Source organism: Klebsiella sp. CN_Kp066 (assembly GCF_040065135.1).
GTDB classification, from domain to species: Bacteria; Pseudomonadota; Gammaproteobacteria; order Enterobacterales; family Enterobacteriaceae; genus Klebsiella; species Klebsiella oxytoca.
The window spans coordinates 36,958-62,265 of sequence record NZ_JBEAIU010000038.1 but is presented as its reverse complement, the minus strand read 5'-3'; the positions used below and the strand labels follow the sequence as shown (position 1 = coordinate 62,265).

Here is a 25,308-nt window from a genome sequence, read left to right as displayed (position 1 = left end):
ATATTGTTTACTTGATAAAATCAAGTGTACCCATAAATATCAAAAATAAACAATAACAGCAGTGGTTAACTTTAACTTAAGCATTATTAAAATATCAGCTTAAGCCATCCTTAAAATTCACATTTTATTATCATTGATAATGAACCATCATATTCACAAACACATTCACAAAACAAATAAGTTTATAATTTTCATCAGGATATCATCCTGCGCGACAGCGATATCCATGAAGATTCAATTGAAAATAAAAATTATCAAATGGTGAAAATAACTCAACATGAAGTGATGTCCAAAAAAGGATCATCGGCCAAAAAGCGCGATCGTCAGCACAATTAGCTAATGCGCCTGTTAGGTAAAAAGACGTTTTCTACGCCCGGGGGTTGACATCAAAACCCATATCCAGTAACTCTAAAAGCATAACGATTTCATCTGGAGCATGACGCAATGATTCGCAGCATTCGCTTTCTCAGCCTACTACTACTAAACGCATCCATTTTGCGCGGTAGGCTGTTGGGCGACGTTCATCGTTAAGTCATCTTCCAGCAAGACTATAAAACCCGCGCCAATGCGCGGGTTTTTTTATGCTCGCTAGCAAGGCGCCAGGACACAGACCAAGGATCTAAACCATGAGCCAGCAAGTCATTATTTTCGATACAACCTTACGCGACGGTGAACAAGCGTTACAAGCCAGCCTGAGTGTGAAAGAGAAACTGCAGATTGCTATGGCCCTGGAGCGGATGGGCGTTGACGTGATGGAAGTCGGTTTTCCGGTTTCATCCCCGGGCGATTTTGAATCCGTGCAAACCATCGCACGCACCATCAAAAACAGCCGCGTTTGTGCGCTGGCCCGCTGCGTTGAGAAAGATATCGACGTTGCGGCGGAATCGCTGAAGGTCGCGGAAGCCTTCCGTATTCATACCTTTATCGCCACCTCACCGATGCACATCGCGACCAAGCTGCGCAGTAATCTGGATGAAGTGATTGAACGCGCCATCTATATGGTTAAGCGCGCCCGCAACTACACTGACGACGTTGAGTTTTCCTGTGAAGATGCTGGCCGTACGCCGATTGCCGATCTGGCCCGCGTCGTCGAAGCCGCGATAAATGCCGGCGCAACGACCATCAATATCCCTGATACCGTCGGCTACACCATGCCGTTCGAATTCGCCAATATCATAACCGGCCTGTACGAACACGTTCCCAATATCGATAAAGCCATTATCTCCGTCCATACCCATGACGATTTGGGTATCGCGGTGGGTAACGCCCTCGCCGCGGTCCATGCCGGCGCTCGCCAGGTTGAAGGCGCAATGAACGGCATCGGCGAGCGCGCGGGTAACTGCTCGCTGGAAGAAGTGATTATGGCGATTAAAGTGCGCAAAGACATTATGAATGTGCACACCCGCATTAATCACCAGGAAATCTGGCGTACCAGCCAGACCGTCAGCCAGATCTGTAATATGCCGATTCCTGCCAACAAAGCGATCGTCGGTACCGGTGCCTTCGCCCACTCTTCCGGTATTCACCAGGATGGCGTGCTGAAGAATCGCGAAAACTACGAAATCATGACGCCAGAATCTATCGGTCTGAACCAGGTACAGCTGAACCTGACTTCCCGCTCCGGCCGCGCGGCGGTGAAACACCGTATGGAAGAGATGGGCTATAAGGACAGCGACTACAACATGGATCACCTGTATGAAGCGTTCCTGAAGCTGGCGGATAAAAAGGGCCAGGTATTTGACTATGACCTGGAAGCGTTAGCCTTTATTAACAAACAGCAGGAAGAACCGGAGCATTTCCGTCTGGATTACTTCAGCGTGCAGTCCGGTTCCAGCGACATCGCAACCGCCTCCGTGAAGCTGGTCTGCGGCGAAGAAACCAAAGCTGAGGCCGCCAACGGCAACGGGCCGGTTGACGCCATCTACCAGGCGATTAACCGCATCACCGGCTATGAGGTTGAGCTGGTCAAATATGACCTGAACGCCAAGGGTCAGGGCAAGGATGCGCTGGGCCAGGTGGACATCGTGGCAAACTACAACGGCCGCCGCTTCCACGGCGTTGGCCTGGCGACGGACATCGTGGAATCCTCCGCGAAAGCGATGGTTCACGTCCTGAACAATATCTGGCGCGCCGCTGAAGTCGAAAAAGAATTGCAACGCAAAGCTCAGAATAAAGAGAACAATAAGGAAACCGTGTAATGTCGAAGAATTACCATATTGCTGTTTTACCAGGTGATGGTATTGGCCCGGAAGTCATGAACCAGGCAATGAAAGTACTGGAAGCCGTTCGCAACCGTTTTGATATGCGCATTACCACCAGCCAGCATGACGTTGGCGGTATCGCCATCGATCGTCAGGGCACTCCGCTGCCTCAGTCTACCGTTGAAGGCTGCGAGCAGGCTGACGCAATTCTGTTCGGCTCCGTTGGCGGACCGAAATGGGAGCATCTGCCGCCCGCTGAGCAGCCGGAGCGCGGTGCGCTGCTGCCCCTGCGGAAACACTTTAAATTATTCAGCAACCTGCGTCCGGCTAAGCTGTATCAGGGGCTGGAAGAGTTTTGCCCGCTGCGCGCCGATATCGCCGCCAACGGCTTCGACATTTTATGCGTGCGTGAACTGACCGGCGGCATTTACTTTGGCCAGCCGAAGGGTCGCGAAGGTAGCGGTCAGCATGAAAAAGCATTTGATACCGAGGTATACCACCGCTTCGAGATTGAGCGTATCGCGCACATTGCCTTCGAATCCGCCCGTAAACGTCGTCACAAAGTGACTTCTATTGATAAGGCTAACGTCCTGCAGTCCTCTATTTTATGGCGTGAAATCGTTAGTGAAATCAGTAAGCAGTATCCTGACGTTGAGCTGTCGCATATGTACATCGACAACGCCACCATGCAGCTGATTAAAGATCCGTCTCAGTTCGACGTTCTGCTGTGTTCCAACCTTTTCGGCGACATCCTGTCTGACGAATGCGCCATGATTACCGGTTCGATGGGCATGCTGCCGTCAGCCAGCCTCAACGAGCAAGGCTTTGGTTTATATGAACCAGCAGGTGGCTCCGCGCCGGATATCGCCGGCAAAAACATCGCTAACCCTATCGCGCAGATCCTCTCGCTGGCGCTGCTGCTGCGCTACAGCCTGGATGCCGACAACGCGGCCACTGCGATTGAGAACGCGATCAACCGCGCATTAGAAGAAGGCGTACGTACCGGCGATTTAGCGCGCGGTGCGGCGGCGGTCAGTACCGATGAAATGGGCGATATCATTGCCCGCTATGTCGCTGAAGGGGTGTAATCATGGCGAAGACGTTATACGAAAAATTGTTTGATGCTCACGTCGTTTATGAAGCGCAAAACGAAACCCCGCTGCTGTACATTGACCGTCATCTGGTTCACGAGGTGACCTCGCCGCAGGCGTTTGACGGCCTGCGCGCCCATAAACGTCCGGTACGCCAGCCGGGTAAAACCTTCGCCACGATGGATCACAACGTATCGACGCAAACTAAAGACATTAATGCCTCCGGCGAAATGGCGCGTATCCAGATGCAGGAGTTGATTAAAAACTGCAAAGAGTTCGGCGTTGAACTGTATGACCTGAATCACCCTTACCAGGGCATCGTGCACGTGATGGGGCCGGAACAGGGTGTGACCCTGCCGGGCATGACCATCGTCTGCGGCGACTCCCATACGGCAACCCATGGCGCATTCGGCGCGCTGGCATTCGGTATCGGCACCTCCGAAGTCGAGCACGTTCTGGCAACGCAGACGCTGAAGCAGGGCCGCGCCAAAACCATGAAGATTGAGGTCAAGGGTAAAGCAGCCCCAGGCATCACCGCCAAAGATATCGTTCTGGCGATTATCGGTAAAACCGGCAGCGCCGGCGGCACCGGTCATGTTGTCGAATTTTGCGGCGAAGCCATCCGTGATTTAAGCATGGAAGGCCGTATGACTCTGTGCAATATGGCGATCGAAATGGGCGCGAAAGCGGGCCTGGTGGCGCCAGACCAAACCACCTTCGATTACGTGAAAGGCCGTCTGCACGCGCCGAAGGGCCAGGATTTTGACGAAGCCGTCGCCTGGTGGAAGACCCTGACTACCGATGATGGCGCGACGTTTGACAGCGTTGTCACGCTGCAGGCGGAAGATATTGCTCCGCAGGTCACCTGGGGCACCAACCCAGGGCAAGTGATATCCGTCACCGACATCATCCCGGATCCGGCATCGTTCAACGACCCGGTAGAGCGCGCAAGCGCGGAAAAAGCGCTGGCCTATATGGGGCTGAAATCTGGCGTACCGTTAACCGAAGTAGCGATTGATAAAGTCTTTATCGGTTCCTGCACCAACTCGCGCATCGAAGACTTACGCGCGGCCGCCGAGATCGCTAAAGGCCGTAAAGTGGCGCCGGGCGTTCAGGCGCTGGTCGTTCCTGGTTCCGGCCCGGTGAAAGCGCAGGCCGAAGCGGAAGGTCTGGATAAAATCTTTATTGAAGCCGGTTTTGAGTGGCGTTTACCCGGCTGCTCTATGTGCCTGGCGATGAACAACGACCGCCTGAATCCGGGCGAGCGCTGCGCTTCCACCAGCAACCGTAACTTTGAAGGCCGTCAGGGCCGCGGCGGGCGCACCCATCTGGTTAGCCCGGCCATGGCAGCCGCGGCGGCCGTTACCGGTCATTTCGCCGATATCCGTAGCTTGAAATAAGGAAACCCTCATGGCAGAGAAATTTATCCAACATACCGGCCTGGTGGTTCCGCTGGATGCCGCGAACGTCGATACTGATGCAATCATTCCAAAACAGTTTCTGCAGAAAGTCACGCGTACCGGTTTTGGCGCCCATCTGTTTAACGACTGGCGCTTCCTGGACGATAAAGGCGAACAGCCTAACCCGGAATTCGTGCTGAACTTTCCGGAGTATAAAGGCGCCTCTATCCTGCTGGCGCGAGAAAACTTCGGCTGCGGCTCCTCCCGCGAGCATGCGCCGTGGGCGCTGACCGATTACGGTTTTAAAGTCGTCATCGCGCCCAGCTTCGCCGATATCTTCTATGGCAACAGCTTTAACAATCAGCTGCTGCCGGTCACGCTGAGCGAAGAACAGGTTGATGAGCTCTTTAAGCTGGTCCAGTCTCAGCCCGGCATTAAGTTTGAAGTCGATCTGCAAGCCGAGGTCGTGAAAGCTGGCGATAAATCCTGGAGCTTTAAAATTGACGCTTTCCGCCGCCACTGCATGCTTAACGGCCTGGACAGCATCGGTCTGACCCTGCAGCACGAAGAGGCCATCTCGGCCTATGAGAAAAAACTGCCGGCTTTTATGAATTAAGGCGAACCGCCATTGCTATCTCAGCCCGGACGAACATCCGGGCTTTTTTCTGCCGATGAAAATGAGATCTAGCGCACATATATAATATCCAGACTGATTTGATAGATAGAAAAATTTGCCGATAAAAAAATAAATCATTATCAATTGGGCATCTATTCAATCATTCACCTACTTTTTTTGTGTCATTCCACAAGTACAAGTAAAAATTCGATTGAAATATTTAAGATAAAAACATGAATATGTGAATCGAATGTTAATCCCATAGAGTCCCCCTATAGCTCCACGCAAAAAAAAGCATTATTTTTCTATTGGACGCCTCGTTATCTTTCCCCACAGAGAAATATTAACTTTGGACCGGCCAGGATCGCCCAATAGCGGCCATCAGGCATCCAGTGGAGAGAGCATATGAGCCACTACCCCCATCTTTTTTCCCCGTTGACCATTAACGGGATGACAATAAAAAACCGCATCATTATGCCGCCAATGGGGACCAACCTGGCGAGCCTGAACGGTGAAGTCACTCAGGAACAGATTGACTACTATGAGCTACGCGCGCGGGGCGGCACAGGACTCATCACTATCGAGAATATTTGTATCGATTTTCCATTCGCTTCTAATGGCACAACCCAGCTGCGTATCGATAACGATCAGTATATTCCGCGCCTGTTCAAATTAACCGAAACCTTACATAAACACGGCGCCTGCGTCGGTATTCAATTAAACCACGCTGGCGCATCGGCCTATGCATATCGCCTGAACGGCGAAATGCCGCTTTCCTCTTCCAGCACGCCGTCCAAAAAGAACGGTAATATTCCCCGTCCGATGACGCACGACGAGATATATCATGCCGTCGATAAGTTTGGTGATGCTGCGGAGCGCGTTCGCCGCGCTGGTTTCGACTGTGTGGAAATTCACGCCGGCCACTCTTATTTAATTAGTCAGTTTTTATCACCGCTGTTTAATAAGCGTACCGATGAATTTGGCGGCAGCGTAGAGAATCGCGCCAGAATATTAACCTTAATCGTCGATAAGGTACGCGCCTGCGTTGGTCCGCGTTTCCCGGTCAGCCTGCGTATTAGCGCCGATGACTTCCTGGAGGGCGGGAATACGCTCGAAGATTCCTTGCGGATCCTCGAATTGTGCCAGGAGAAAGTCGATATTATCAACGTCTCCGCCGCGCAAAACGACAACCTGAATTTCCAGATTGACCAGATGTCTCTGGAAGATGGCTGGAAGCGCTATCTCTCCCGTGCGGTACGCGACAAATTCCACAAGCCAACGGTAATTGCCGGCAATATCCGTACCCCGAAAGTCGCTGAAGATATTATCGCCAGCGGCGATGCTGACCTGATAGCCATTGGCCGCGGACTGATCGCCGAGCCGGAGTGGGTACAAAAAGTGCAGAGCGGTAACGAGCGTTTGATGCGGAAATGCATCTCCTGCAACATCGGCTGCGCGGATCACCGCATCGCCCGCTCCCGCCCTCTGCGCTGCTCGATTAACCCGGATATTATCCACGGCGATGCCTATAAACAGCAGCGCGTTATCCGCGATACCAACGTCGTGGTTATCGGCGCGGGTACGGCGGGAATGGAAGCGGCCTGCACCGCGGCGGAAGTCGGCTGCCATACCTGGCTGCTGGAAGAGAAGCACAGCATCGGCGGACTGGCCAGCGAGATCTCCCTGCTGCCGGAGAAAAAGCGTATCGCCGATTTTCCGCAGTTTATGAAAAACCGTATCGCCTCGCTCGATAACCTGATGCTGCAGGTCGGCAAGCGCGCCACCGTGGCATCCGTTTCCGCTCTTCGCCCGGATTTAATCGTCAACGCAACCGGTTCAGTTCCTCTGCTGCCGCCAATTGAAGGACTGCGCGAGAACATCGATGTCGAAGGCGGAAACGTCTTCTCCATCACCAACATGATTCATCATCTGGACCAGTTTGCCGATGCTACAGGTAAACGCATCGCTGTCGTCGGCGCAGGCGCCGTAGGTCTGGATGTTATTGAATACTTCTCCGCGCGCGGCGCCAGCGCCGTGCTTATCGAGATGCAGGACGCGCCGGGACGCGACCTGGACATCATTACTAAAAATGCCATGTTGACCATGCTCGATGAACATCACGTGGAACAGCACATGCGTACGCAGCTGGTTGCCGTCACCCCAACGCATTTCACCGTTAAAAATGCGGATGGCACCTTTGACATTCCTTTTGATTACGGCTTCGTCTGCCTGGGAATGCGCGCCAATACCGCCGGTCTCACTGAGATTGAACAATGGGCCAGAGCCAATAACGTAAAAATAATGAACATCGGCGACAGCCTGATGGCCCGGCGAATCATTGATGGCGTGCGCGAAGGGCGCAACGTGCTGGACACCCTCGAAGATATGGGCGCTCTCGGCAACCGCGAATCGACAAAAATTCCATTTCTAACATATTGAGGACTTTATCATGGCAGAACGTATTACTGGACACACCGAGCTGATTGGCCTGATTGCGACCCCGATTCGTCACAGCATGTCGCCGACTATGCATAACGAAGCCTTTGCCCATCTGGGACTGGACTACGTTTATCTGGCGTTCGAAGTAGGTAATGAAGAGCTGAAAGATGTCGTACAGGGTTTTCGTGCATTAAAACTGCGCGGCTGTAACGTCTCCATGCCGAACAAAACGGAGATTTGCCAGTATCTGGACAAACTCTCGCCGGCGGCAGAACTGGTTGGCGCGGTGAATACCGTGGTGAACGACAATGGCGTCCTGACCGGCCATATCACCGATGGCACCGGATATATGCGCGCGCTCAAAGAAGAAGGCATTGATATCATCGGCAAAAAGATGACCGTTCTGGGCGCTGGCGGTGCGGCAACCGCGCTCTGCGTTCAGGCCGCGCTTGATGGCGTCAAAGCGATCTCCATCTTCAACCGCAAAGATAAATTCTTCGCCAACGCAGAACAGACCGTTGCCAAAATCCGTAATAACACCAACTGCGAGATCCACCTGTTCGATCTGGACGATCATGACAAACTGCGCGCGGAAATCGACAGCAGCGTCATTCTGACCAACGCCACCGGCGTGGGGATGAAACCGTTTGAAGGCCAGATGCTGCTGCCTGACGACAGCTTCCTGCGCCCGGACCTGATCGTTTCTGACGTGGTCTACAACCCGCGCAAAACTTATCTGCTGGAAGTGGCTGAGAAAAAAGGCTGCCGCACCATCAACGGTCTGGGGATGATGCTCTGGCAAGGCGCGCGCGCTTTTGAAATCTGGACAGGCAAAGAAATGCCGGTTGAACACGTCAAAAATATCCTGTTCTAAGGATGGGCGCGATGAAAAATCAATATGTCCCAACGGCAGCTGGGCTATATCTTAACTATCTGATCCACGGTATGGGGGTTTTGTTAATTACCCTCAATATGGCGAATCTGCAGGAACAATGGGGAACCGACGCTGCCGGCGTCTCCATCGTTATCTCGTCGCTCGGGATCGGTAAGCTCGCCACGATCGTGACAGGATTCCTGTCCGACCGTTTTGGTCGTAAACCCTTTATCTATCTCGGCATAGCCAGTTATGTGGTGTTCTTCCTCGGTATTCTGCTGACGAAAAACATCTATCTGGCCTACTGCTGCGGCATTATGGCGGGCCTGGCGAACAGCTTCCTCGACTCCGGTACCTATCCGGCGCTGATGGAGTCTTTCCCTAACTCCGCCAGCCGGGCTAATGTGTTGATCAAAGCCTTTGTCTCTGCCGGGCAGTTCCTGCTGCCGTTCATTATCGGTGCGCTGATATGGGCGAATATGTGGTACGGGTGGTCGTTTATCATCGCTGCAGCATTAATGATCCTGAGCGCGGTCTACCTGATAAAAATGCCTTTCCCGGATCATCGGGCGAAAAAGGAAACCGCAGAGAAATCAGTGACTGCCGCCGCCGCTCCGCAGGCGGACGCCGGCAAACTGGATATGGTCATCTTTACCCTGTACGGTTATATCGGTATGGCGACTTTTTATCTGGTAAGCCAGTGGTTAGCGCAGTACGGCGAGTTCGTTGCAGGCATACCTCACGAGTCGGCTATTAAACTCTTGAGCGTCTATACTGCCGGTTCACTGACCTGCGTATTTGTCACTGCGGCATTTGTTAAAGAGGTATTCAGCTCAGCCGTCGCTATGATCATCTACACTTTCCTGTCGATGATTTCACTGCTGATCGTTTGCCTGTTCCCGACGCCAATGATTGTGACCGGCTTTGCCTTTATCATCGGCTTTGCCGCCGCAGGCGGCGTGCTGCAGATAGGCGCGACCATCATGGCCATGAGCTTTCCGAACGGGAAAGGCAAAGCCACCGGGATCTTTTATACCGCAGGAAGTCTGGCCAGCTTTACGATCCCGCTAATTACGGCAAAACTGTCGAAGATTGGTATCGCCAGCATTATGTGGTTCGATCTTCTGATCGCTATCGTCGGCTTTGTGATCGCCCTGTACATCGGTTATCGTCAGCTTCAGGTTCGCGCCGCTGCAAAAACATCCCGCGTTGCAGCAACCGCCTGATGGTCAATGACAAAAAGAATAATGGATACCAACATGACTAAAGCAGTAACAGTAAAAAACATCACCTTCCAGGAAGGGGAAACCTTAATCTGCGTACCGCTGATCGGCAAAACGCTTGCCGAGCTGCAGACTAACGCACGCGCGCTGGCTACCGCCGGAGCCGATATTATCGAATGGCGCGTCGATCACTTCACCCAGGTCAGAGAAACTGAGCAGGTTCTGCTGGCGCTGGGCGAAATTCGCCAGCTGCTGAAAGAGATTCCTCTGCTGTTTACCTTCCGCAGCAAAAAAGAGGGTGGCGAAACGGAAATCAGCGACGAAGCCTATTTTGAGCTGAATCGCCAGGCGGCCGTTAGCGGTCTGACCGACGTGATTGATATCGAGCTGTTCAACGACGAAGCGCAAATTCGCTCGCTGGTGAGCGATGCCCACGCTGCGGGCGTTAAAGTTATCATGAGCAATCACGATTTTCATAAAACGCCAGCTCAGGAAGATATCATCTACCGTCTGCGTCGCATGCAGGATCTTGGTGCTGACCTGCCGAAGATCGCGGTTATGCCACAGTCGCCGCAAGATGTTCTGACCCTGCTTTCGGCAACGCTGACGATGAAAGAGAAGTATGCCACTCGCCCATTAATCACGATGTCGATGGGTAAATCCGGCGGCGTGAGCCGGGTAACCGGCCGTTTGTTCGGTTCAGCAATGACCTTTGGCACCGTCGGTCAGGCTTCTGCGCCAGGGCAAATCGCCATTACCCAGCTGCGTGAGCTGATGGATATTCTTTCCTGATGAAACCATCGCCCGGAGGTCACCCTCCGGGCATCTTGTTATCTGATTTTTTGGCTGTCATTAATAATGACATCTTTAAATGACTGAATGGCCGGGGAAAGTACCCGCTCCTTCATGGTCGCCAGATAGATATAACGCGGAGGAATGGCATTTTTGATCGTCAGGATATGCACGTTGTAATACGACAGCGCGGAAATTCTCGGCATAATCGCAATACCGTAATCAATACTAACCAGCCCCGCCATCGCCGTATCCTCATCAACGTAGCAGGCAATATCCGGAACTAGTTTTTGCTGCATAAACACGTTATCAATAAAAGGTCGCAGACCGCTATTTTCTGAAAAATAGATATAGGGGTAGTGGATCGTCTCCACCAGGTCGACTTCATTTTCATAAAGCCTGGCCAGAGGATGATCTTTTGCCGTCACTACGACCAGTTCTTGTTGAATAATAGGAATAAAGTCAATATCCGGTTCATCCGCAATATAGGAACAAATAGCCAGATCGCTTTTTCCGGCTTTCAGTTCCTGGAGAAGGGTTAACGAGGTTCCCTGAGTAAAAGAAAATGTCACATTGTGACGAGATGGTGACAGCGAATATTTGTTAATTAACTGCGGAACAACATATTCGCCCATGGTATAAATAAATGCAATGCGAATATTTTCTTTGTTCTCAGCGCTATTTTTTTGCAACGTCATACGGCCATTTTCTAACGAGGCCAGCGCATCTTCCACGTAGGGCAGAAAGCGCCTACCATTCTGCGTAATCTTGACATTGCGCCCTTTCCTGGCAAATAGCGCCACTCCCAGCTCTTTCTCCAGTTCAGATATGGCATGGCTGAGGGACGGTTGGGTGATAAAAAGGCTGGAGGCAGCTTCAGTGTAATGCTCAGTTTCTGCCAGTCGCTTAAAATAATAAAGTTGCTTTAGGTTCATTATTTTTGCTCGTATAATATAAAAATAAAACTAATGCGCTTAATATACCATACAAGCTATCTATGATGAGCCGGAAAGGAGAAATATCGGAGTCATATCAAATATTGTTTTACCATTTCGTTCCAGGGGTAACAAGGCATGACCAATCATCGATAGAGTCAATACTTAAGCAGAGTATTTCTGCATGCATAAATACATGCAAAAATATTTTAAACTTTAAAGGAACTCTCTATGAGGACACTCAATGCTCAGGAACGGCCGATTTTGCCGTCGGCCACGCAAAAGCGAACTAAAACACGAATTGTAATTTTAATGTTACTATCGATCGGGACGATGATAAATTATCTCGATCGTACTATTTTAGGTATTGTTGCACCTAAGTTAACGAGCGAAATCCATATCGACCCGGCGATGATGGGTATCGTTTTTTCCGCTTTCGCCTGGACCTACGCGCTGGCGCAAATTCCCGGGGGAATGTTTTTAGATCGCTTCGGTAATAAATTAACTTACGCGCTTTCTATATTCTTCTGGTCAACCTTTACCCTATTACAAAGCTTTTCCGTAGGCTTAAAATCATTGCTGCTGCTGCGATTAGGTTTAGGCATCAGTGAAGCCCCCTGCTTTCCGGTGAATAGTCGGGTCGTGAGTAAATGGTTTCCCCAGCATGAACGCGCTCGGGCAACGGCGACTTACACCGTCGGTGAATATATTGGACTTGCCGCATTCTCTCCGCTACTTTTTTTAATTCTGGAGCATCATGGCTGGAGAACGCTATTTTTCCTGACCGGCGGCCTGGGCATTGCATTCACTTTTGTGTGGTGGAAATTTTATCATGAACCGCATCAGTCAAAGACTGCAAATAAAGCAGAGCTGGAATATATCGGCGTAGAAAATACGGCTAGCGCCGATGAAAATATCCCGTTTAACTGGCCCGATGCCAAACGCCTGCTGTGCTGCCGACAGATTATCGGCGCCAGCCTGGGGCAGTTTGCCGGTAACACCACGCTGGTTTTCTTCCTGACCTGGTTTCCCACTTATCTGGCTAACGAACGCCATTTACCGTGGCTTCACGTGGGTTTCTTCGCCTCCTGGCCGTTCCTGGCCGCGGCTATCGGTATCTTTTTCGGCGGTTGGGTATCCGATAAAATCTTAAAGAAAACCCGTTCCGTAAATATTAGCAGAAAGCTACCCATTATTTCCGGGCTGCTGCTTTCGAGCTGCATCATCATTGCTAACTGGGTCGAGAGTAACACCGCTGTTATTATTATTATGTCGATCGCTTTTTTTGGTCAGGGCATGGTTGGACTCGGCTGGACGCTTATTTCAGACATAGCGCCTAAAAACATGGGCGGACTCACCGGGGGGATCTTCAACTTCTGTGCAAATATGGCGTCAATTATTACCCCGTTAATTATCGGGGTCATCATATCCATGACCGGTAATTTTTTCTACGCGTTGATTTATATCGGATTAACCGCGCTGATTGGCGTTATCGCTTATATTTTTATTATCGGCGATATAAAAAGGATCGTGTTGAAATAACCCGCCGGGACGCTGCCCCGGTAGCCAGCCGGGGCGGTAACGACAATCAGATATCTTTCACCCGGCTGGTCATAAATAGCGTCACCAGCGAGATAGCGGCAATTGTCCAGTAGACGCTGGCGTGCCCATAGCTTTGCGACAGTGCGCCCTGAATCACCCCGGCCAGAATCACCCCGGTAGAGATACTGTTGGTAAACAGCGTCGTCGCGGCGCCCGCCCGTCCGGGCATCAAATCCTGAAACCACAGCATGCCAATGCCGGCAACAATGCCGATAAACACGGCATTAAACAGCTGTAACACCAGCAGCGCCACGCGGTCGTGAAACAGAATCAGACCGATATAAAACAGCACGCCCGCCGCCACCGCAGTCACCATCATCTTGCGTTTCCCCCAGCGCTTAACGTAATAGCCCGCCAGGATCATCGCCGGGATCTCCAGCCCGGCGGCGGTGCCCATCAGAATCCCCGCGAGGCTATCGGGAAGGCCAAGATCGCTACTGATCCACAAAGGCATATCAATGATATACATGGTGTTGCAGGTCCACATCAGCGTCGAGGCAATAAACAGCATGCGTACGTTTTTATCGTGCCATCCTCCGGCCTGTACCAGAACTTCAGCGCCTTCCGAGGGTTGTTCAACGCGGGCGACCGAGGGCAGCTTGAAGGCAATCAGCGCCAGGCTAATAACAAAGATCCCGGCAGCAATCGAAAACATGGTGGTGAAGCCGTAGTTCAGCGCCAGCATAAAGGCCAGCGGCGGGCCAATAACCCATGCCAGCGAGAGCTGCGCACGCATTATCGAACTGAACATCACCACTTCACGCGCCGAGCTATCAGCATATTCCCGCGCGAGGGCAAAAAGCTGCGGCATCGCGGCATTCGCCACGGAGGCCAGCATAACCCCGCAGGTAATCAGCGTCAGATAGTGGCGATTAAAAGCAAACAGCAGCGCGTTTCCCACCGCCATCAGGCAGCAAAACATAATCAGCCGTCGGCGATCGCCCCGACTATCGGAGCGCTTAGCCAGCGCCAGGCTGACCAGTATGCCGGCAATGGCGTTAACCGTATAGAATAGCCCTACCCAGAAAGGCTGCGCGCCCACTTCGCGGCTGAGAAATAAGCTGAGCGTCGGCGCCTGCAGCGCGCCTGCGATTCCCATCATGAAAGCGACAAGCATAAAAGCGGCGTAAACGCCGTTAAGACGTCGACCCATCGTCATTAACCACAGCATGAAATATCCTTAAGCACGCGAAGAAAACGAAAAAAGCCAGCAGAAGTTTTCTGCTGGCGGGTGATTCTATACTCTATGGATTTCGAGTTGCGGGCAGGCGGCCAGAACGTAAGTCCCTGGGAACATAGATAACTATGTGACCTGGGCGAGCGGGCGCAGCCAACGCACCTGCAGCTTGAAAGACGACGAGTATAACACCAATACTCAGTCACACATGATGTCTGCAAGTCAATGATCAGAGGCCTGCGACGTAACTCCCCACTGCATCAGTTCGCCGAGAATTTCCTGCTGTCTTCCTGCCATCAGGCGGGCCAGCCAGGACGCATCCTGCGTCGCAGAAAAGTAGCGTTGGTAGAACTGTTTAATGGTTGACCCCATCATATTCACCTCCTCGCTTCATCGGCGTTGATTATTGACTTAATATAGGAAGTAATAAATTGCTGAGTTTTTATCAGGAGTTCCCCTTTTATGTCTTCCGGTCGTTTACAACAGCAGTTCATCCGCCTGTGGCAGTGCTGCGACGGCAAGTCGCAGGAGACAACGCTGAATGAACTGGCAGAGATGCTAAGCTGCTCGCGTCGTCATATGCGTACCTTACTCAACATGATGGAGGCGCGCGGCTGGCTGACCTGGGAGGCGGAGGCCGGACGCGGCAAGCGTTCCCGGCTCGCTTTTCTCTATACCGGTCTCGCGCTGCAGCAGCAGAGGGCGGAAGATCTGCTGGAGCAGGACAGAATCGATCAGCTGGTGCAGCTGGTTGGCGATAAAGCCGCCGTCCGCCAAATGCTGGTTTCCCATTTAGGCCGCAGCTTTCGCCAGGGTCGGCATATCCTGCGCGTGCTCTACTACCGGCCGATGAAAAATCTGCTGCCCGGCAGCGCGCTGCGCCGCTCGGAAACCCATATTGCCCGGCAGATTTTTAGCGCCCTGACGCGAGTAAATGAGGAAAATGGGGAACTGGAAGCCGATATTGCTCACCATTGGCAGCAGATCGCGCCGACCCACTGGCGTTTTTTTCTGCGTCCAGGCATTCATTTTCACCATGGGCGTGAGCTGGAGATGGAGGATGTCATCACCTCCCTGCAGCGCAGTAACACGCTGCCGCTCTTCTCTCACATCGAGCGTATCGACTCCCCCACCGCCTGGACTCTCGACATTCATCTCAGCCAACCCGACCGCTGGCTACCGTGGTTGTTAAGCCAGGTACCGGCCATGATCCTTCCGCATGAGTGGCGAACGATGGAGAATTTCTCCAGCATCCCCGTGGGGACAGGGCCTTACTCGGTTGTGCGTAATAATCAGAACCAGCTCAAAATTCACGCCTTCGATGACTATTTCGGCTACCGGGCGCTGATCGATGAAGTGAACGTCTGGGTTCTGCCGGAAATCAGCGAAGAGCCCAACGGTGGGTTAACGTTACAGGGCACCACGCAAAGCGAAAAGGCGGTGGAAAGCCGTCTGGAAGAGGGGTGTTATTACCTGCTGTTCGATGCCCGTAGCCCGCTCGGCGCGAACAGCGCGGTACGCCAGTGGCTAAGCTATGTATTCCAGCCCGCTAATCTGCTCTATCACGCGGGTGAGCACTATCAGGGCAACTGGTTCCCGGCGTATGGCCTGCTGCCCCGCTGGCATCATGCGCGCAGCCACGCCTGTGAAAAACCGCCCGGTCTTGAAACGGTCAGGCTGACCTACTACCAGGACCACGTCGAGCATCGCGTGATGGGCGGGATCATGGCGACGCTGCTGGCCGAGCATCAGGTTAAGCTGGAGATCCAGGAACTGGAGTATCAGGAGTGGCACCGCGGTGAGGTGGTCAGCGACGTATGGCTCAACAGCGCCAACTTTACGCTGCCGATCGATTTCTCCCTGTTTGCCTGGCTGTATGAAGTTCCCCTGATTCGCAATTGTATCCCCATCGACTGGGAGCAGGACGCCGCTCGCTGGCGCGCGGGTGAGCTGAATCCGGCGACCTGGAGCCAGCAGCTGTTGGCCAATCAAACCGTGGTGCCGCTCATTCACCACTGGCTGATGATCCAGGGGCAGCGCAGTATGCGCGGCGTACGCATGAACACGCTCGGCTGGTTTGACTTTAAATCCGCGTGGTTCGCGCCGCCGGAGCCGTAATGCTTTCAGTCCGCTGACAAAATCATTACACTAACTGCCGTTCTCAACGGGGTGCTAATAAACATACGCAATCTCATTCAAGTTGCTTCAACGCGCGGTTAGCGCGGAAGCAACCCGAAGATAAAGCGTATGGGCTGAGAAAATACCCGTCGAACCTGATCCGGATAACGCCGGCGAAGGGATTTGAGGCCCTCTCAAAATCCTTTGCCCCCCCTTTTTCTGAGGTGCAAAGTGTTGAAAAAATTACTCCCCCTGCTGGCGCTGGCCGCCGCGCCCGCTTTTGCCAAACCGCTGCTCACCGTTTATACCTACGACTCATTCTCCGCCGACTGGGGCCCTGGCCCGGCGGTTAAAAAAGCCTTTGAAGCCGACTGCGGCTGCGAGCTGAAGTTCGTGGCGCTGGAAGATGGCGTCTCGCTGCTCAATCGTCTGCGGATGGAAGGCAAAAACAGCAAAGCCGACGTAGTGCTGGGGCTGGATAACAACCTGCTGGAAGCGGCTTCGCAAAGTAAGCTGTTCGCCAAAAGCGGCGTCCCTGCCAGCGCGGTGAACGTACCCGGCGGCTGGAACAACGACACCTTCGTCCCGTTCGATTACGGCTATTTCGCCTTTGTTTACGATAAAAACAAGCTGAAAAATCCGCCCAGGAGCCTGAAAGAGCTGGTTGAGGGCGAGCAAAAATGGCGGGTGATTTATGAAGATCCGCGTACCAGCACGCCGGGTCTGGGCCTGCTGCTGTGGATGCAAAAAGTCTACGGCGATAAAGCGCCGGAAGCCTGGCAGAAGCTGGCGGCGAAAACCGTCACCGTCACCAAAGGCTGGAGCGAAGCCTACGGCCTGTTCCTGAAAGGCGAAAGCGATCTGGTGCTGAGCTACACCACCTCCCCGGCTTACCACATTATCGAAGAGAAGAAGGATAACTACGCCGCGGCAAACTTCGCTGAAGGACACTATTTGCAGGTCGAAGTCGCCGCCCGCACCGCGGCCAGCAAGCAGCCGGAACTGGCGGAAAAATTCCTCAAATTTATGGTATCGCCGGGCTTCCAGAATGCGATCCCCACCGGCAACTGGATGTATCCGGTCACTCAGGTTGCGCTTCCGCCAGGCTTTGACGCGCTGATGAAACCGCAGACGACCCTCGAATTTACACCGCAACAGGTGGCCGCCGAACGTCAGAACTGGATTAGCGCATGGCAACGCGCCGTCAGCCGCTAGCTTTCGGCTGGCTCCTGCCGGGACTCACGGCGGCCATCGTTCTGGTCGTCGTGGCGCTGGCCGCCTTTCTGGCGCTATGGTTCAGCGCCCCGGAGACCACCTGGAAAGCGCTTATCAGCGACGGCTATCTCTGGCACGTGGTGCGTTTCTCCTTCTGGCAGGCCTTCCTTTCCGCGCTTTTTTCGGTGCTACCGGCGATATTCCTCGCCCGCGCTCTGTACCGGCGACGTTTCCCCGGGCGCACGCTGCTGCTGCGCCTTTGCGCGATGACCTTAATCCTGCCGGTACTGGTGGCGGTCTTCGGTATTCTGAGCGTCTACGGTCGTCAGGGATGGCTGGCTGAATTATGCAACGCGTTCGGCTGGCAGTGGGAATTCTCGCCCTACGGGCTACAGGGGATCCTGCTGGCGCACGTGTTCTTTAATATGCCGATGGCTACGCGCCTGCTGCTGCAGACGCTGGAAAATATCCCCGGCGAGCAGCGGCAAATCGCCGCCCAGCTCGGCATGCGCGGCTACGTCTTTTTCCGGCTGGTTGAATGGCCGTGGCTGCGTCGGCAAATCCCGCCGGTTGCGGCGCTGATCTTTATGCTCTGTTTCGCCAGCTTTGCGACCGTGCTGTCGCTGGGCGGAGGCCCGCGGGCCACGACGATCGAGCTGGCGATTTACCAGGCTCTCAATTTCGACTACGACCCGGCGCGCGCGGCGATGCTGGCGCTTATCCAGATGATCTGCTGTCTCGGGCTGGTGTTGCTTAGCCAGCGCCTGAGTAGAGCGCTCGCCATCGGGGCCAGCCATATCCGCGGCTGGCGCGATCCCGACGACCGGCTATATAGCCGGCTGTGCGACACGGCGCTGATCGGCGCTGCGCTTTTACTGCTGCTACCGCCGCTGCTGGCGGTGATAGGCGACGGGCTGAACAGCAATCTGTTTAGCGTGCTGCAGCAGCCCGCGCTTTGGCAGGCGCTGTGGACATCGCTGCGTATCGCCCTTGCCGCCGGACTCTTAAGCGTCATCCTGACCATGATGCTGCTGTGGAGCAGCCGTGAGCTCCGCGCCCGCCGTCGCCCTCTCGCCGGTCAGGCGCTTGAGCTGAGCGGCATGCTGATCCTCGCCATGCCGGGCATCGTGCTGGCCACCGGTTTCTTCCTGCTGCTCAATAATAGCGTGGGCCTGCCGGAATCCGCCGACGCCATCGTCATTTTCACCAATGCGCTGATGGCGATCCCCTACGCGCTTAAGGTGCTGGAAAACCCGATGCGCGATATCGCCGCCCGCTACGGTACCCTCTGCGAGTCGCTGGGGATGCACGGCTTTACCCGCCTCCGGGTGGTCGAGCTTCGCGCTTTAAAACGGCCGCTGGCCCAGGCGCTGGCCTTCGCCTGCGTGCTGTCGATTGGCGATTTCGGCGTCGTAGCGCTGTTCGGCAACGAAGATTTTCGTACTCTGCCCTTTTATCTGTATCAGCAAATTGGCTCTTATCGCAGCCAGGACGGCGCCGTCACCGCCCTCCTGCTTCTGCTGCTGTGCTTTTTACTCTTTAGCGTGATTGAAAAACTTCCGGGACGCGATGCTAAAACTGAATGATGTGACCTGGCTTTATCAGCATCTGCCGATGCGTTTCACGCTTGCCGTCGAACGCGGTGAGCGCATTGCGGTTCTTGGCCCCAGCGGCGCCGGGAAAAGTACGCTGCTGAACCTGATTGCCGGTTTTCTGCCGCCTGCCAGCGGCAGTATCGAGATCGATGGTCAGCCCCATACCTACACGCCGCCCGCGCATCGCCCGGTATCGATGCTGTTTCAGGAAAATAATCTGTTTAACCATCTCACCATCCGCCAGAACATTGCTCTGGGAATGCATCCGGGGCTCAAGCTGAACGCGACGCAGATCGCCCGCCTGCAGGCCATTGCCGGGCAGATGGGAATCGACGCCTTGTTAGAGCGGCTGCCGGGCGAGCTTTCCGGCGGCCAGCGTCAGCGTGCGGCGCTGGCGCGCTGTCTGGTACGCCAGCAGCCGGTACTGCTGCTGGATGAGCCCTTCTCCGCGCTCGATCCCGCGCTGCGTCAGGAGATGCTGACCCTGGTTGCCGACATCTGCCGGCAACAGCAGCTGACGCTGTTAATGGTCTCGCACAGCGTGGAAGATGCTGCGCGTATCGCGCCGCGGTCGGTGGTCGTGGCTGAGGGACGGATTGCCTGGGATGGCGAGACCGCCGCGCTGCTCAACGGCAGCAGCAGCGCCTCGGCGCTACTGGGAATTAGCGCAAAATAACCTTATGCAGGATGTCGAGATAGACCGGCATCAGCGGATGACGGAAGGCGAGCACCAGGGCCGCGACGGCGGCGCATACCATCAGCGGCGCGATCCACAGCAGGCGCGAACGCGGCAGAAAGCGGGTGAGACGATCGCCGGCGCTTTTGGCGCTGCGCCACAATCGCCAGCACAGCCACGCCGCCAGCCACGCCAGCAGCGCCGCCCCCAGCAGCAGCCACTTAAAGCTGGCGCTATTCTCATCGGCCGGAATATCAATGGCCGCCCCGGCTAGTATCCCCGGTAAGAAGTAGAGCGGCGGCCATAGCAGGCAGCCAATGATATTCGGCGGAATGAATTTCGCGACCGGCAGATCCAGCATCCCGGCGACCATCGGCACCAGCGGGCGCGTTGGCCCGACAAAGCGGCCAATCAAAATGGTAAACATGCTGTGCTGATGCAACGCATGTTCGGTTTTATCCAGCAGCGCTTTGTTTTTCTTTAAAAAAGACCAGCGATGCAGTGGCTTTTTAAACCGCCAGCCAAGCCAGAATGAGATCCAGTCGCCGAGCAAACAGCCGATAATCCCCGCCAGCCAAGCCTGCCAGAAGTTAACCTCTCCGCTGCCGATCAGCGCCCCCAATCCGGCCATCATCACCGTTCCCGGTAAGATAAGCCCCACCAGCGCCAGCGACTCGAGGAAGGCGACCAGCAGAACGGCTATCAGGGAATAGACCGTCGATTGAGTAATAAAGTGTTCCAGCAATGCTTGCATAATGTACCCGGTTTAAAAACGAAGCACGGATTCTCCGGAGGCGTTCATACTTCGTCAAGCCATCATTTGTTTGTATAGTTTACTGGCTGTGTTAAAAATCCGGGCCATCATTTCACTTTCTTTACTTTTTATTCACACCCAGCGCGAAACTCGCTCGGGCTGGCGCCGGTGCATTTCTTAAACACGCGCGAAAAGTAGAGCTGGTCCTCAAAACCGACGTTACGGCCAACGGTAGCGATCGGCATCCGCGTCGTGCTCAGCAGCAGCTTGGCCTGGCTAATGCGCTGATCCTCCCGCCACCCCAGTACGCTGATCCCTAACTGCTGGCGGAACAGATGCGACAGGCGCGACGGCGACAGGCACACGTGCTGGGCGACGCTGGCAATGTCGAAATGGCTGTCCGCCAGATGATCGCTGATGTACTGGCAGGCATCGCGCACCCGGTTATCCAGCGGCGGATGCAGCGATTCATTGATGGCCTCCATACGGCGCAGCAGCAGTTGCTCCATAAGATTGATCGCCAGCAGCTCGGAATAACGCCCCGCGCCCTGCCCGGCCTCCACAATCTGCCCGAACAGCTCGCCAAAGCGCGCCTGCCACTGCTCATCCGGGCGGAAAAAGCCGGTCTGGGCAAAAATCGTTGGCCAGTTAAGCCATTCATGCCAGTAGGCGCGCGGCCGGAAATAGACCCACTGGTGATACCACTCGCGGGCATCGGGATGGCGGCCGTAGTGGTGTATCTCTCCCGGCGGAAACAGCAGCATATCGCCGGGGCGGCAGATAAACTGCTCCCCGTGGTTATTGATCACCCCTTCGCCGCGGATCGTCAGATTAAGGATATAGCCCTTCATGCCCAGCGGACGGTCAATAAAGAAATCCAGATAGCCGTCGGCCTCAATCGGCGTCAGGCCCGTCACCAGATGGGCATTAAAAGAGTAACCCGGCAACAAAGGATCGTTTTGCGTTTCAGCCATAAACTCTGCTCTCCCGGAGACATTAAGGACACCAATTGTCCATACCTTGTATTTTATCCTCAGGCTGAAGACCCGTACTGCGATGCGCGTTAGAAATCGGATTAAAACCCGCCTCATCTCGGCAAAAACTGAGCACGGCGCACAATTCAGGCGCTTTGAGCGCATAACTGAAGTGTCTATAAAGACGGCAGGAAAGTCCACATTGAATATTTGCACGGCGTCACACTTTGCAGCTTCACAGCAATATAGTCCATAAGATTAGCGAATACGGCCTGACGGTTTTCAGCCCAGATATCTACTGTTGCACCATGAATGATTTTTAGCATGGAGTAACAGTATGGCAATTGCGATTGGCCTCGATTTTGGCAGTGATTCAGTACGTGCCCTGGCGGTAGAGTGCGCGACCGGCGAAGAGCTCGCCGCAAGCGTCGAGTGGTATCCGCGCTGGCAGGAGGGGCTATTCTGCGATGGCCCGAACAACCAGTTCCGCCATCATCCACGCGACTATATCGAATCAATGGAAGCCGCGCTGAAAAGCGTCCTCGCCGCCCTTAGCGCCGAACAGCGCGCTGCCGTCGTAGGTATCGGCGTTGATAGCACCGGCTCAACGCCCGCGCCCATCGACGCTGACGGCAACGTGCTGGCGCTGCGCGAAGAGTTCGCCAACAACCCCAACGCCATGTTCGTGCTGTGGAAAGACCATACTTCGGTGGAGGAGGCGGAGGAAATTACCCGCCTGTGCCACCAGCCCGGCAAAGAAGATTACTCCCGCTATATCGGCGGTATCTACTCCAGCGAATGGTTCTGGGCCAAGATCCTCCACGTGACTCGCCAGGACCGCGCCGTCGCCGAGGCCGCCGCGTCGTGGATTGAGCTGTGCGACTGGGTGCCGGCCCTGCTTTCCGGGACGACGCGCCCGCAGGATATTCGCCGCGGCCGCTGCAGCGCCGGGCATAAATCCCTTTGGCATGAAAGCTGGGGCGGCCTGCCGCCAGCCGGGTTCTTCGATGAACTTGACCCGATAATTAACCGGAACCTGGCCTACCCGATGTTCAGCGAGACCTGGACTGCGGATCTGCCGGTCGGCACGCTGACCACCGAATGGGCCGCGCGTCTGGGCCTGCCGCAAACCGTCGCCATCTCCGGCGGCGCATTCGACTGCCATATGGGCGCCGTCGGCGCCGGAGCGCAGCCAAATGCGCTGGTTAAAGTTATCGGCACCTCCACCTGCGACATTCTGATCGCCGATAAACAGAGCGTTGGCGAGCGCACGGTAAAGGGCATTTGCGGCCAGGTTGATGGTAGCGTCGTGCCTGACTTTATCGGTATGGAAGCGGGGCAATCCGCCTTTGGCGACATCTACGCCTGGTTTGGCCGCATTCTCGGCTGGCCGCTGGAGCAGCTGGCGCAGGCCCACCCGGAACTTAAAGAACAGATCAAAGCCAGCCAGAAACAGCTGCTGCCCGCGCTGACCGACGCATGGGCGAAAAATCCGTCTCTCGACCACCTGCCGGTAGTGCTGGACTGGTTTAACGGGCGCCGTACGCCGAATGCCAACCAGCGTCTGAAAGGGGTCATTACCGATCTGAACCTCGCCACCGACGCCCCGGCGCTGTTCGGCGGGCTGATTGCCGCCACCGCCTTCGGCGCCCGCGCCATTATGGAGTGCTTCACCGAACAGGGGATCCCGGTCAATAACGTGATGGCGCTCGGCGGCATCGCGCGCAAAAACCCGGTGATCATGCAGGCCTGCTGCGATGTGCTGAATCGCCCGCTGCAAATCGTCGCGTCCGATCAGTGCTGCGCGCTGGGCGCGGCTATCTTCGCCGCCGTTGCTGCCGGCGTCTACCACGATATTCCTGCCGCGCAGGAGCAAATGGCCAGCCGGGTGGAAAGCACCCTGCAGCCTCGCCCGGCGCAGGCGCAACGTTTTGAACAACTCTATCAGCGCTACCAGCAGTGGTCGCTCAGCGCGGAACAACGTTACCTCCCTTCGACTGCAAAAGCGGAATCCGCGCCGCAATCTCAGGCAGCCTTCACCCATTAAGGACATGAAAATGACAATTTTTGATAATTATGAAGTGTGGTTCGTCATCGGTAGCCAGCATCTGTATGGCCCTGAAGCGCTACGCCAGGTGACAAAGCACGCAGAACATGTGGTGAACAGCCTGAATGCGGAAGCCAAACTGCCGTGCAAACTGGTGCTTAAGCCGCTGGGTACCACGCCGGATGAGATCACCCATATCTGTCGCGACGCAAACTACGATGATAAGTGCGCCGGGATGGTGGTGTGGCTGCATACCTTCTCACCGGCGAAAATGTGGATCAACGGCCTCACGATCCTGAATAAACCGCTGATGCAGTTCCATACCCAGTTCAACGCGGCGCTGCCGTGGGACAGCATCGATATGGACTTTATGAACCTGAACCAGACCGCCCACGGCGGCCGCGAATTTGGCTTCATCGGCGCGCGGATGCGTCAGCAACACAGCGTGGTAACCGGCCACTGGCAGGATAAAGAAGCCCATCAGCGCATCGGCGCATGGATGCGTCAGGCGGTTTCGAAACAGGATACCCGCCACCTGAAAGTGTGCCGTTTCGGCGATAACATGCGTGAAGTGGCGGTCACCGACGGGGATAAAGTCGCCGCGCAGATTAAGTTTGGTTTCTCGGTTAACACCTGGGCGGTGGGCGACCTGGTACAGGTCGTCAATGCGGTCACCGATGGCGAAATCAGCGCCCTGGTCGATGAGTATGAAAGCAGCTATCGCCTGACGCCAGCGGTGCAAATCCACGGTGATAAGCGGCAGAACATTCTTGATGCCGCGCGCATTGAGCTGGGGATGAAGCGCTTCCTGGAACAGGGCGGCTTCCACGCCTTTACTACCACCTTTGAAGATTTGCACGGCCTGAAACAGCTTCCGGGTCTCGCCGTACAGCGTCTGATGCAGCAGGGCTACGGCTTTGCGGGCGAAGGCGACTGGAAAACCGCCGCCCTGCTTCGCATCATGAAGGTGATGGCAACCGGTCTGCAGGGCGGCACCTCCTTTATGGAGGATTACACCTACCACTTCGAGAAAGGCAACGATCTGGCGCTGGGCTCGCATATGCTGGAAGTCTGCCCGACCATCGCTACCGCGGAGAAACCGATTCTCGACGTGCAGCCGCTGGGCATCGGCGGTAAAGCCGATCCGGCGCGCATCATCTTCAACACCCAGACCGGCCCGGCGATCGTCGCCAGCCTGATCGATCTCGGCGATCGCTATCGTCTGCTGGTGAACACCATTGAGACGGTGAAAACGCCGCACGAGCTGCCGAAGCTACCGGTGGCCAATGCGCTGTGGAAAGCCCATCCGGATCTGCGCACCGCGTCCGAGGCCTGGATCATTGCTGGCGGCGCGCACCATACCGTCTTCAGCCATGCGCTGACCCTTGATGATATGCGCCAGTTCGCAGAGCTACAGGATATCGAACTGACCGTGATTGACAATGAGACCCGCCTGCCCTCCTTCAAGGATGCGCTGCGCTGGAACGAAGTGTATTACGGTTCAAAACGCTAAGAGATCGTCCCCTCACCCTTACCCTCTCCCATAAGGAGAGGGTACCGCTCGGGCGCGGAACTGCTT

General features: G+C 54.9%; 20 protein-coding genes and 1 riboswitch. Of the genes, 15 read left to right on the top strand and 5 right to left on the bottom strand.

The window, feature by feature from the left end; translation table 11 throughout:
* Positions 1 to 626 precede the first annotated feature (626 nt).
* From leuA to aroD, 8 genes are all read left to right on the top strand, one after another.
* Positions 627 to 2,198 carry a 2-isopropylmalate synthase gene (gene leuA, locus ABLV75_RS14960; RefSeq protein ID WP_004108142.1) on the top strand — a complete coding sequence of 524 codons (1,572 nt, stop codon included), beginning with the start codon at positions 627 to 629 and terminating at the stop codon, positions 2,196 to 2,198.
* The gene (gene leuB, locus ABLV75_RS14955; RefSeq protein WP_004108145.1) at positions 2,198 to 3,289 is read left to right on the top strand and encodes a 3-isopropylmalate dehydrogenase; all 1,092 of its coding nucleotides are present in this window, start codon (positions 2,198 to 2,200) and stop codon (positions 3,287 to 3,289) included. The genes leuA and leuB overlap by 1 nt, the downstream gene beginning before the upstream one ends.
* Before the next feature lie 2 nt (positions 3,290 to 3,291).
* Positions 3,292 to 4,692 (top strand): 3-isopropylmalate dehydratase large subunit, encoded by a 1,401-nt coding sequence (leuC, locus tag ABLV75_RS14950; protein WP_004108147.1) that lies wholly within the window; start codon positions 3,292 to 3,294, stop codon positions 4,690 to 4,692.
* A gap of 10 nt (positions 4,693 to 4,702) precedes the next feature.
* Positions 4,703 to 5,308 (top strand): 3-isopropylmalate dehydratase small subunit, encoded by a 606-nt coding sequence (gene leuD, locus ABLV75_RS14945; RefSeq protein ID WP_004108149.1) that lies wholly within the window; start codon positions 4,703 to 4,705, stop codon positions 5,306 to 5,308.
* A 405-nt stretch (positions 5,309 to 5,713) separates the two neighbouring features.
* The gene (locus tag ABLV75_RS14940) at positions 5,714 to 7,747 is read left to right on the top strand and encodes an FAD-dependent oxidoreductase (protein WP_004108151.1); all 2,034 of its coding nucleotides are present in this window, start codon (positions 5,714 to 5,716) and stop codon (positions 7,745 to 7,747) included.
* A 10-nt stretch (positions 7,748 to 7,757) separates the two neighbouring features.
* Positions 7,758 to 8,621: a shikimate dehydrogenase gene (locus tag ABLV75_RS14935; protein WP_004108154.1), complete on the top strand. Its 864-nt coding sequence runs from the start codon at positions 7,758 to 7,760 to the stop codon at positions 8,619 to 8,621.
* 11 nt (positions 8,622 to 8,632) lie between these two features.
* Positions 8,633 to 9,847, top strand: coding sequence for an MFS transporter (locus ABLV75_RS14930; RefSeq protein ID WP_004108157.1), 1,215 nt, complete (start codon positions 8,633 to 8,635; stop codon positions 9,845 to 9,847).
* Between the two features lie 33 nt (positions 9,848 to 9,880).
* A complete protein-coding gene (aroD, locus tag ABLV75_RS14925) occupies positions 9,881 to 10,636 on the top strand; it encodes a type I 3-dehydroquinate dehydratase (protein ID WP_004108159.1) in 756 nt (251 codons plus the stop codon).
* A gap of 38 nt (positions 10,637 to 10,674) precedes the next feature.
* Here the strand turns inward: aroD and ABLV75_RS14920 are convergent, their stop codons facing one another.
* Positions 10,675 to 11,571: a LysR family transcriptional regulator gene (locus tag ABLV75_RS14920; protein ID WP_004108162.1), complete on the bottom strand. Its 897-nt coding sequence runs from the start codon at positions 11,569 to 11,571 to the stop codon at positions 10,675 to 10,677.
* Positions 11,572 to 11,802: 231 nt separating this feature from the next.
* On the opposite strand from ABLV75_RS14920, the gene ABLV75_RS14915 reads away from it, so the two are divergent.
* Positions 11,803 to 13,113 carry an MFS transporter gene (locus tag ABLV75_RS14915; RefSeq protein WP_004108165.1) on the top strand — a complete coding sequence of 437 codons (1,311 nt, stop codon included), beginning with the start codon at positions 11,803 to 11,805 and terminating at the stop codon, positions 13,111 to 13,113.
* 46 nt (positions 13,114 to 13,159) lie between these two features.
* Here the strand turns inward: ABLV75_RS14915 and ABLV75_RS14910 are convergent, their stop codons facing one another.
* Both ABLV75_RS14910 and sgrT read right to left on the bottom strand, forming a co-directional pair.
* Positions 13,160 to 14,344, bottom strand: a complete 1,185-nt coding sequence (locus ABLV75_RS14910) for a sugar efflux transporter (RefSeq protein ID WP_004108168.1) — start codon at positions 14,342 to 14,344, stop codon at positions 13,160 to 13,162.
* Positions 14,345 to 14,572: 228 nt separating this feature from the next.
* A complete protein-coding gene (gene sgrT / locus ABLV75_RS14905) occupies positions 14,573 to 14,725 on the bottom strand; it encodes a glucose uptake inhibitor SgrT (RefSeq protein ID WP_004108171.1) in 153 nt (50 codons plus the stop codon).
* Between the two features lie 87 nt (positions 14,726 to 14,812).
* Here sgrT and sgrR point away from each other — a divergent pair, with 87 nt between their 5' ends.
* From sgrR to thiQ, 4 genes are all read left to right on the top strand, one after another.
* Positions 14,813 to 16,468, top strand: coding sequence for an HTH-type transcriptional regulator SgrR (gene sgrR / locus ABLV75_RS14900; protein WP_004108174.1), 1,656 nt, complete (start codon positions 14,813 to 14,815; stop codon positions 16,466 to 16,468).
* 37 nt (positions 16,469 to 16,505) lie between these two features.
* Positions 16,506 to 16,668: riboswitch (TPP riboswitch) on the top strand.
* Between the two features lie 31 nt (positions 16,669 to 16,699).
* Entirely contained in the window at positions 16,700 to 17,683 is a 984-nt protein-coding gene (gene thiB / locus ABLV75_RS14895) for a thiamine ABC transporter substrate binding subunit (protein ID WP_004108177.1), read from the top strand.
* A complete protein-coding gene (gene thiP / locus ABLV75_RS14890; RefSeq protein WP_004108180.1) occupies positions 17,659 to 19,269 on the top strand; it encodes a thiamine/thiamine pyrophosphate ABC transporter permease ThiP in 1,611 nt (536 codons plus the stop codon). Before thiB ends, thiP begins: the two co-directional genes overlap by 25 nt.
* Entirely contained in the window at positions 19,253 to 19,954 is a 702-nt protein-coding gene (gene thiQ, locus ABLV75_RS14885) for a thiamine ABC transporter ATP-binding protein ThiQ (RefSeq protein ID WP_004108183.1), read from the top strand. The genes thiP and thiQ overlap by 17 nt, the downstream gene beginning before the upstream one ends.
* Here the strand turns inward: thiQ and ABLV75_RS14880 are convergent.
* Both ABLV75_RS14880 and araC read right to left on the bottom strand, forming a co-directional pair.
* Entirely contained in the window at positions 19,941 to 20,708 is a 768-nt protein-coding gene (locus tag ABLV75_RS14880) for a DedA family protein (RefSeq protein WP_004108185.1), read from the bottom strand. The genes thiQ and ABLV75_RS14880 overlap by 14 nt on opposite strands.
* Positions 20,709 to 20,836: 128 nt before the next feature.
* Entirely contained in the window at positions 20,837 to 21,682 is an 846-nt protein-coding gene (gene araC, locus ABLV75_RS14875; RefSeq protein WP_004098545.1) for an arabinose operon transcriptional regulator AraC, read from the bottom strand.
* Positions 21,683 to 22,019: 337 nt separating this feature from the next.
* On the opposite strand from araC, the gene araB reads away from it, so the two are divergent.
* Both araB and araA read left to right on the top strand, forming a co-directional pair.
* Complete coding sequence (araB, locus tag ABLV75_RS14870; protein ID WP_004108188.1) at positions 22,020 to 23,729, top strand: ribulokinase; 1,710 nt, start codon at positions 22,020 to 22,022, stop codon at positions 23,727 to 23,729.
* Between the two features lie 10 nt (positions 23,730 to 23,739).
* On the top strand, positions 23,740 to 25,242 hold the full coding sequence (araA, locus tag ABLV75_RS14865; RefSeq protein WP_004108191.1) for an L-arabinose isomerase: 1,503 nt from the start codon (positions 23,740 to 23,742) through the stop codon (positions 25,240 to 25,242).
* The last annotated feature ends 66 nt before the right edge of the window (positions 25,243 to 25,308 follow it).

Bases quoted from the DNA above. Each gene is read 5' to 3' on its own strand.
- leuA (WP_004108142.1), top strand. From the start codon at position 627: ATGAGCCAGCAAGTCATTATTTTCGATACAACCTTACGCGACGGTGAA.
- leuB (WP_004108145.1), top strand. From the start codon at position 2,198: ATGTCGAAGAATTACCATATTGCTGTTTTACCAGGTGATGGTATTGGC.
- leuC (WP_004108147.1), top strand. From the start codon at position 3,292: ATGGCGAAGACGTTATACGAAAAATTGTTTGATGCTCACGTCGTTTAT.
- leuD (WP_004108149.1), top strand. From the start codon at position 4,703: ATGGCAGAGAAATTTATCCAACATACCGGCCTGGTGGTTCCGCTGGAT.
- ABLV75_RS14940 (WP_004108151.1), top strand. From the start codon at position 5,714: ATGAGCCACTACCCCCATCTTTTTTCCCCGTTGACCATTAACGGGATG.
- ABLV75_RS14935 (WP_004108154.1), top strand. From the start codon at position 7,758: ATGGCAGAACGTATTACTGGACACACCGAGCTGATTGGCCTGATTGCG.
- ABLV75_RS14930 (WP_004108157.1), top strand. From the start codon at position 8,633: ATGAAAAATCAATATGTCCCAACGGCAGCTGGGCTATATCTTAACTAT.
- aroD (WP_004108159.1), top strand. From the start codon at position 9,881: ATGACTAAAGCAGTAACAGTAAAAAACATCACCTTCCAGGAAGGGGAA.
- ABLV75_RS14920 (WP_004108162.1), bottom strand. From the start codon at position 11,571: ATGAACCTAAAGCAACTTTATTATTTTAAGCGACTGGCAGAAACTGAG.
- ABLV75_RS14915 (WP_004108165.1), top strand. From the start codon at position 11,803: ATGAGGACACTCAATGCTCAGGAACGGCCGATTTTGCCGTCGGCCACG.
- ABLV75_RS14910 (WP_004108168.1), bottom strand. From the start codon at position 14,344: ATGCTGTGGTTAATGACGATGGGTCGACGTCTTAACGGCGTTTACGCC.
- sgrT (WP_004108171.1), bottom strand. From the start codon at position 14,725: ATGATGGGGTCAACCATTAAACAGTTCTACCAACGCTACTTTTCTGCG.
- sgrR (WP_004108174.1), top strand. From the start codon at position 14,813: ATGTCTTCCGGTCGTTTACAACAGCAGTTCATCCGCCTGTGGCAGTGC.
- thiP (WP_004108180.1), top strand. From the start codon at position 17,659: ATGGCAACGCGCCGTCAGCCGCTAGCTTTCGGCTGGCTCCTGCCGGGA.
- thiQ (WP_004108183.1), top strand. From the start codon at position 19,253: ATGCTAAAACTGAATGATGTGACCTGGCTTTATCAGCATCTGCCGATG.
- ABLV75_RS14880 (WP_004108185.1), bottom strand. From the start codon at position 20,708: ATGCAAGCATTGCTGGAACACTTTATTACTCAATCGACGGTCTATTCC.
- araC (WP_004098545.1), bottom strand. From the start codon at position 21,682: ATGGCTGAAACGCAAAACGATCCTTTGTTGCCGGGTTACTCTTTTAAT.
- araB (WP_004108188.1), top strand. From the start codon at position 22,020: ATGGCAATTGCGATTGGCCTCGATTTTGGCAGTGATTCAGTACGTGCC.
- araA (WP_004108191.1), top strand. From the start codon at position 23,740: ATGACAATTTTTGATAATTATGAAGTGTGGTTCGTCATCGGTAGCCAG.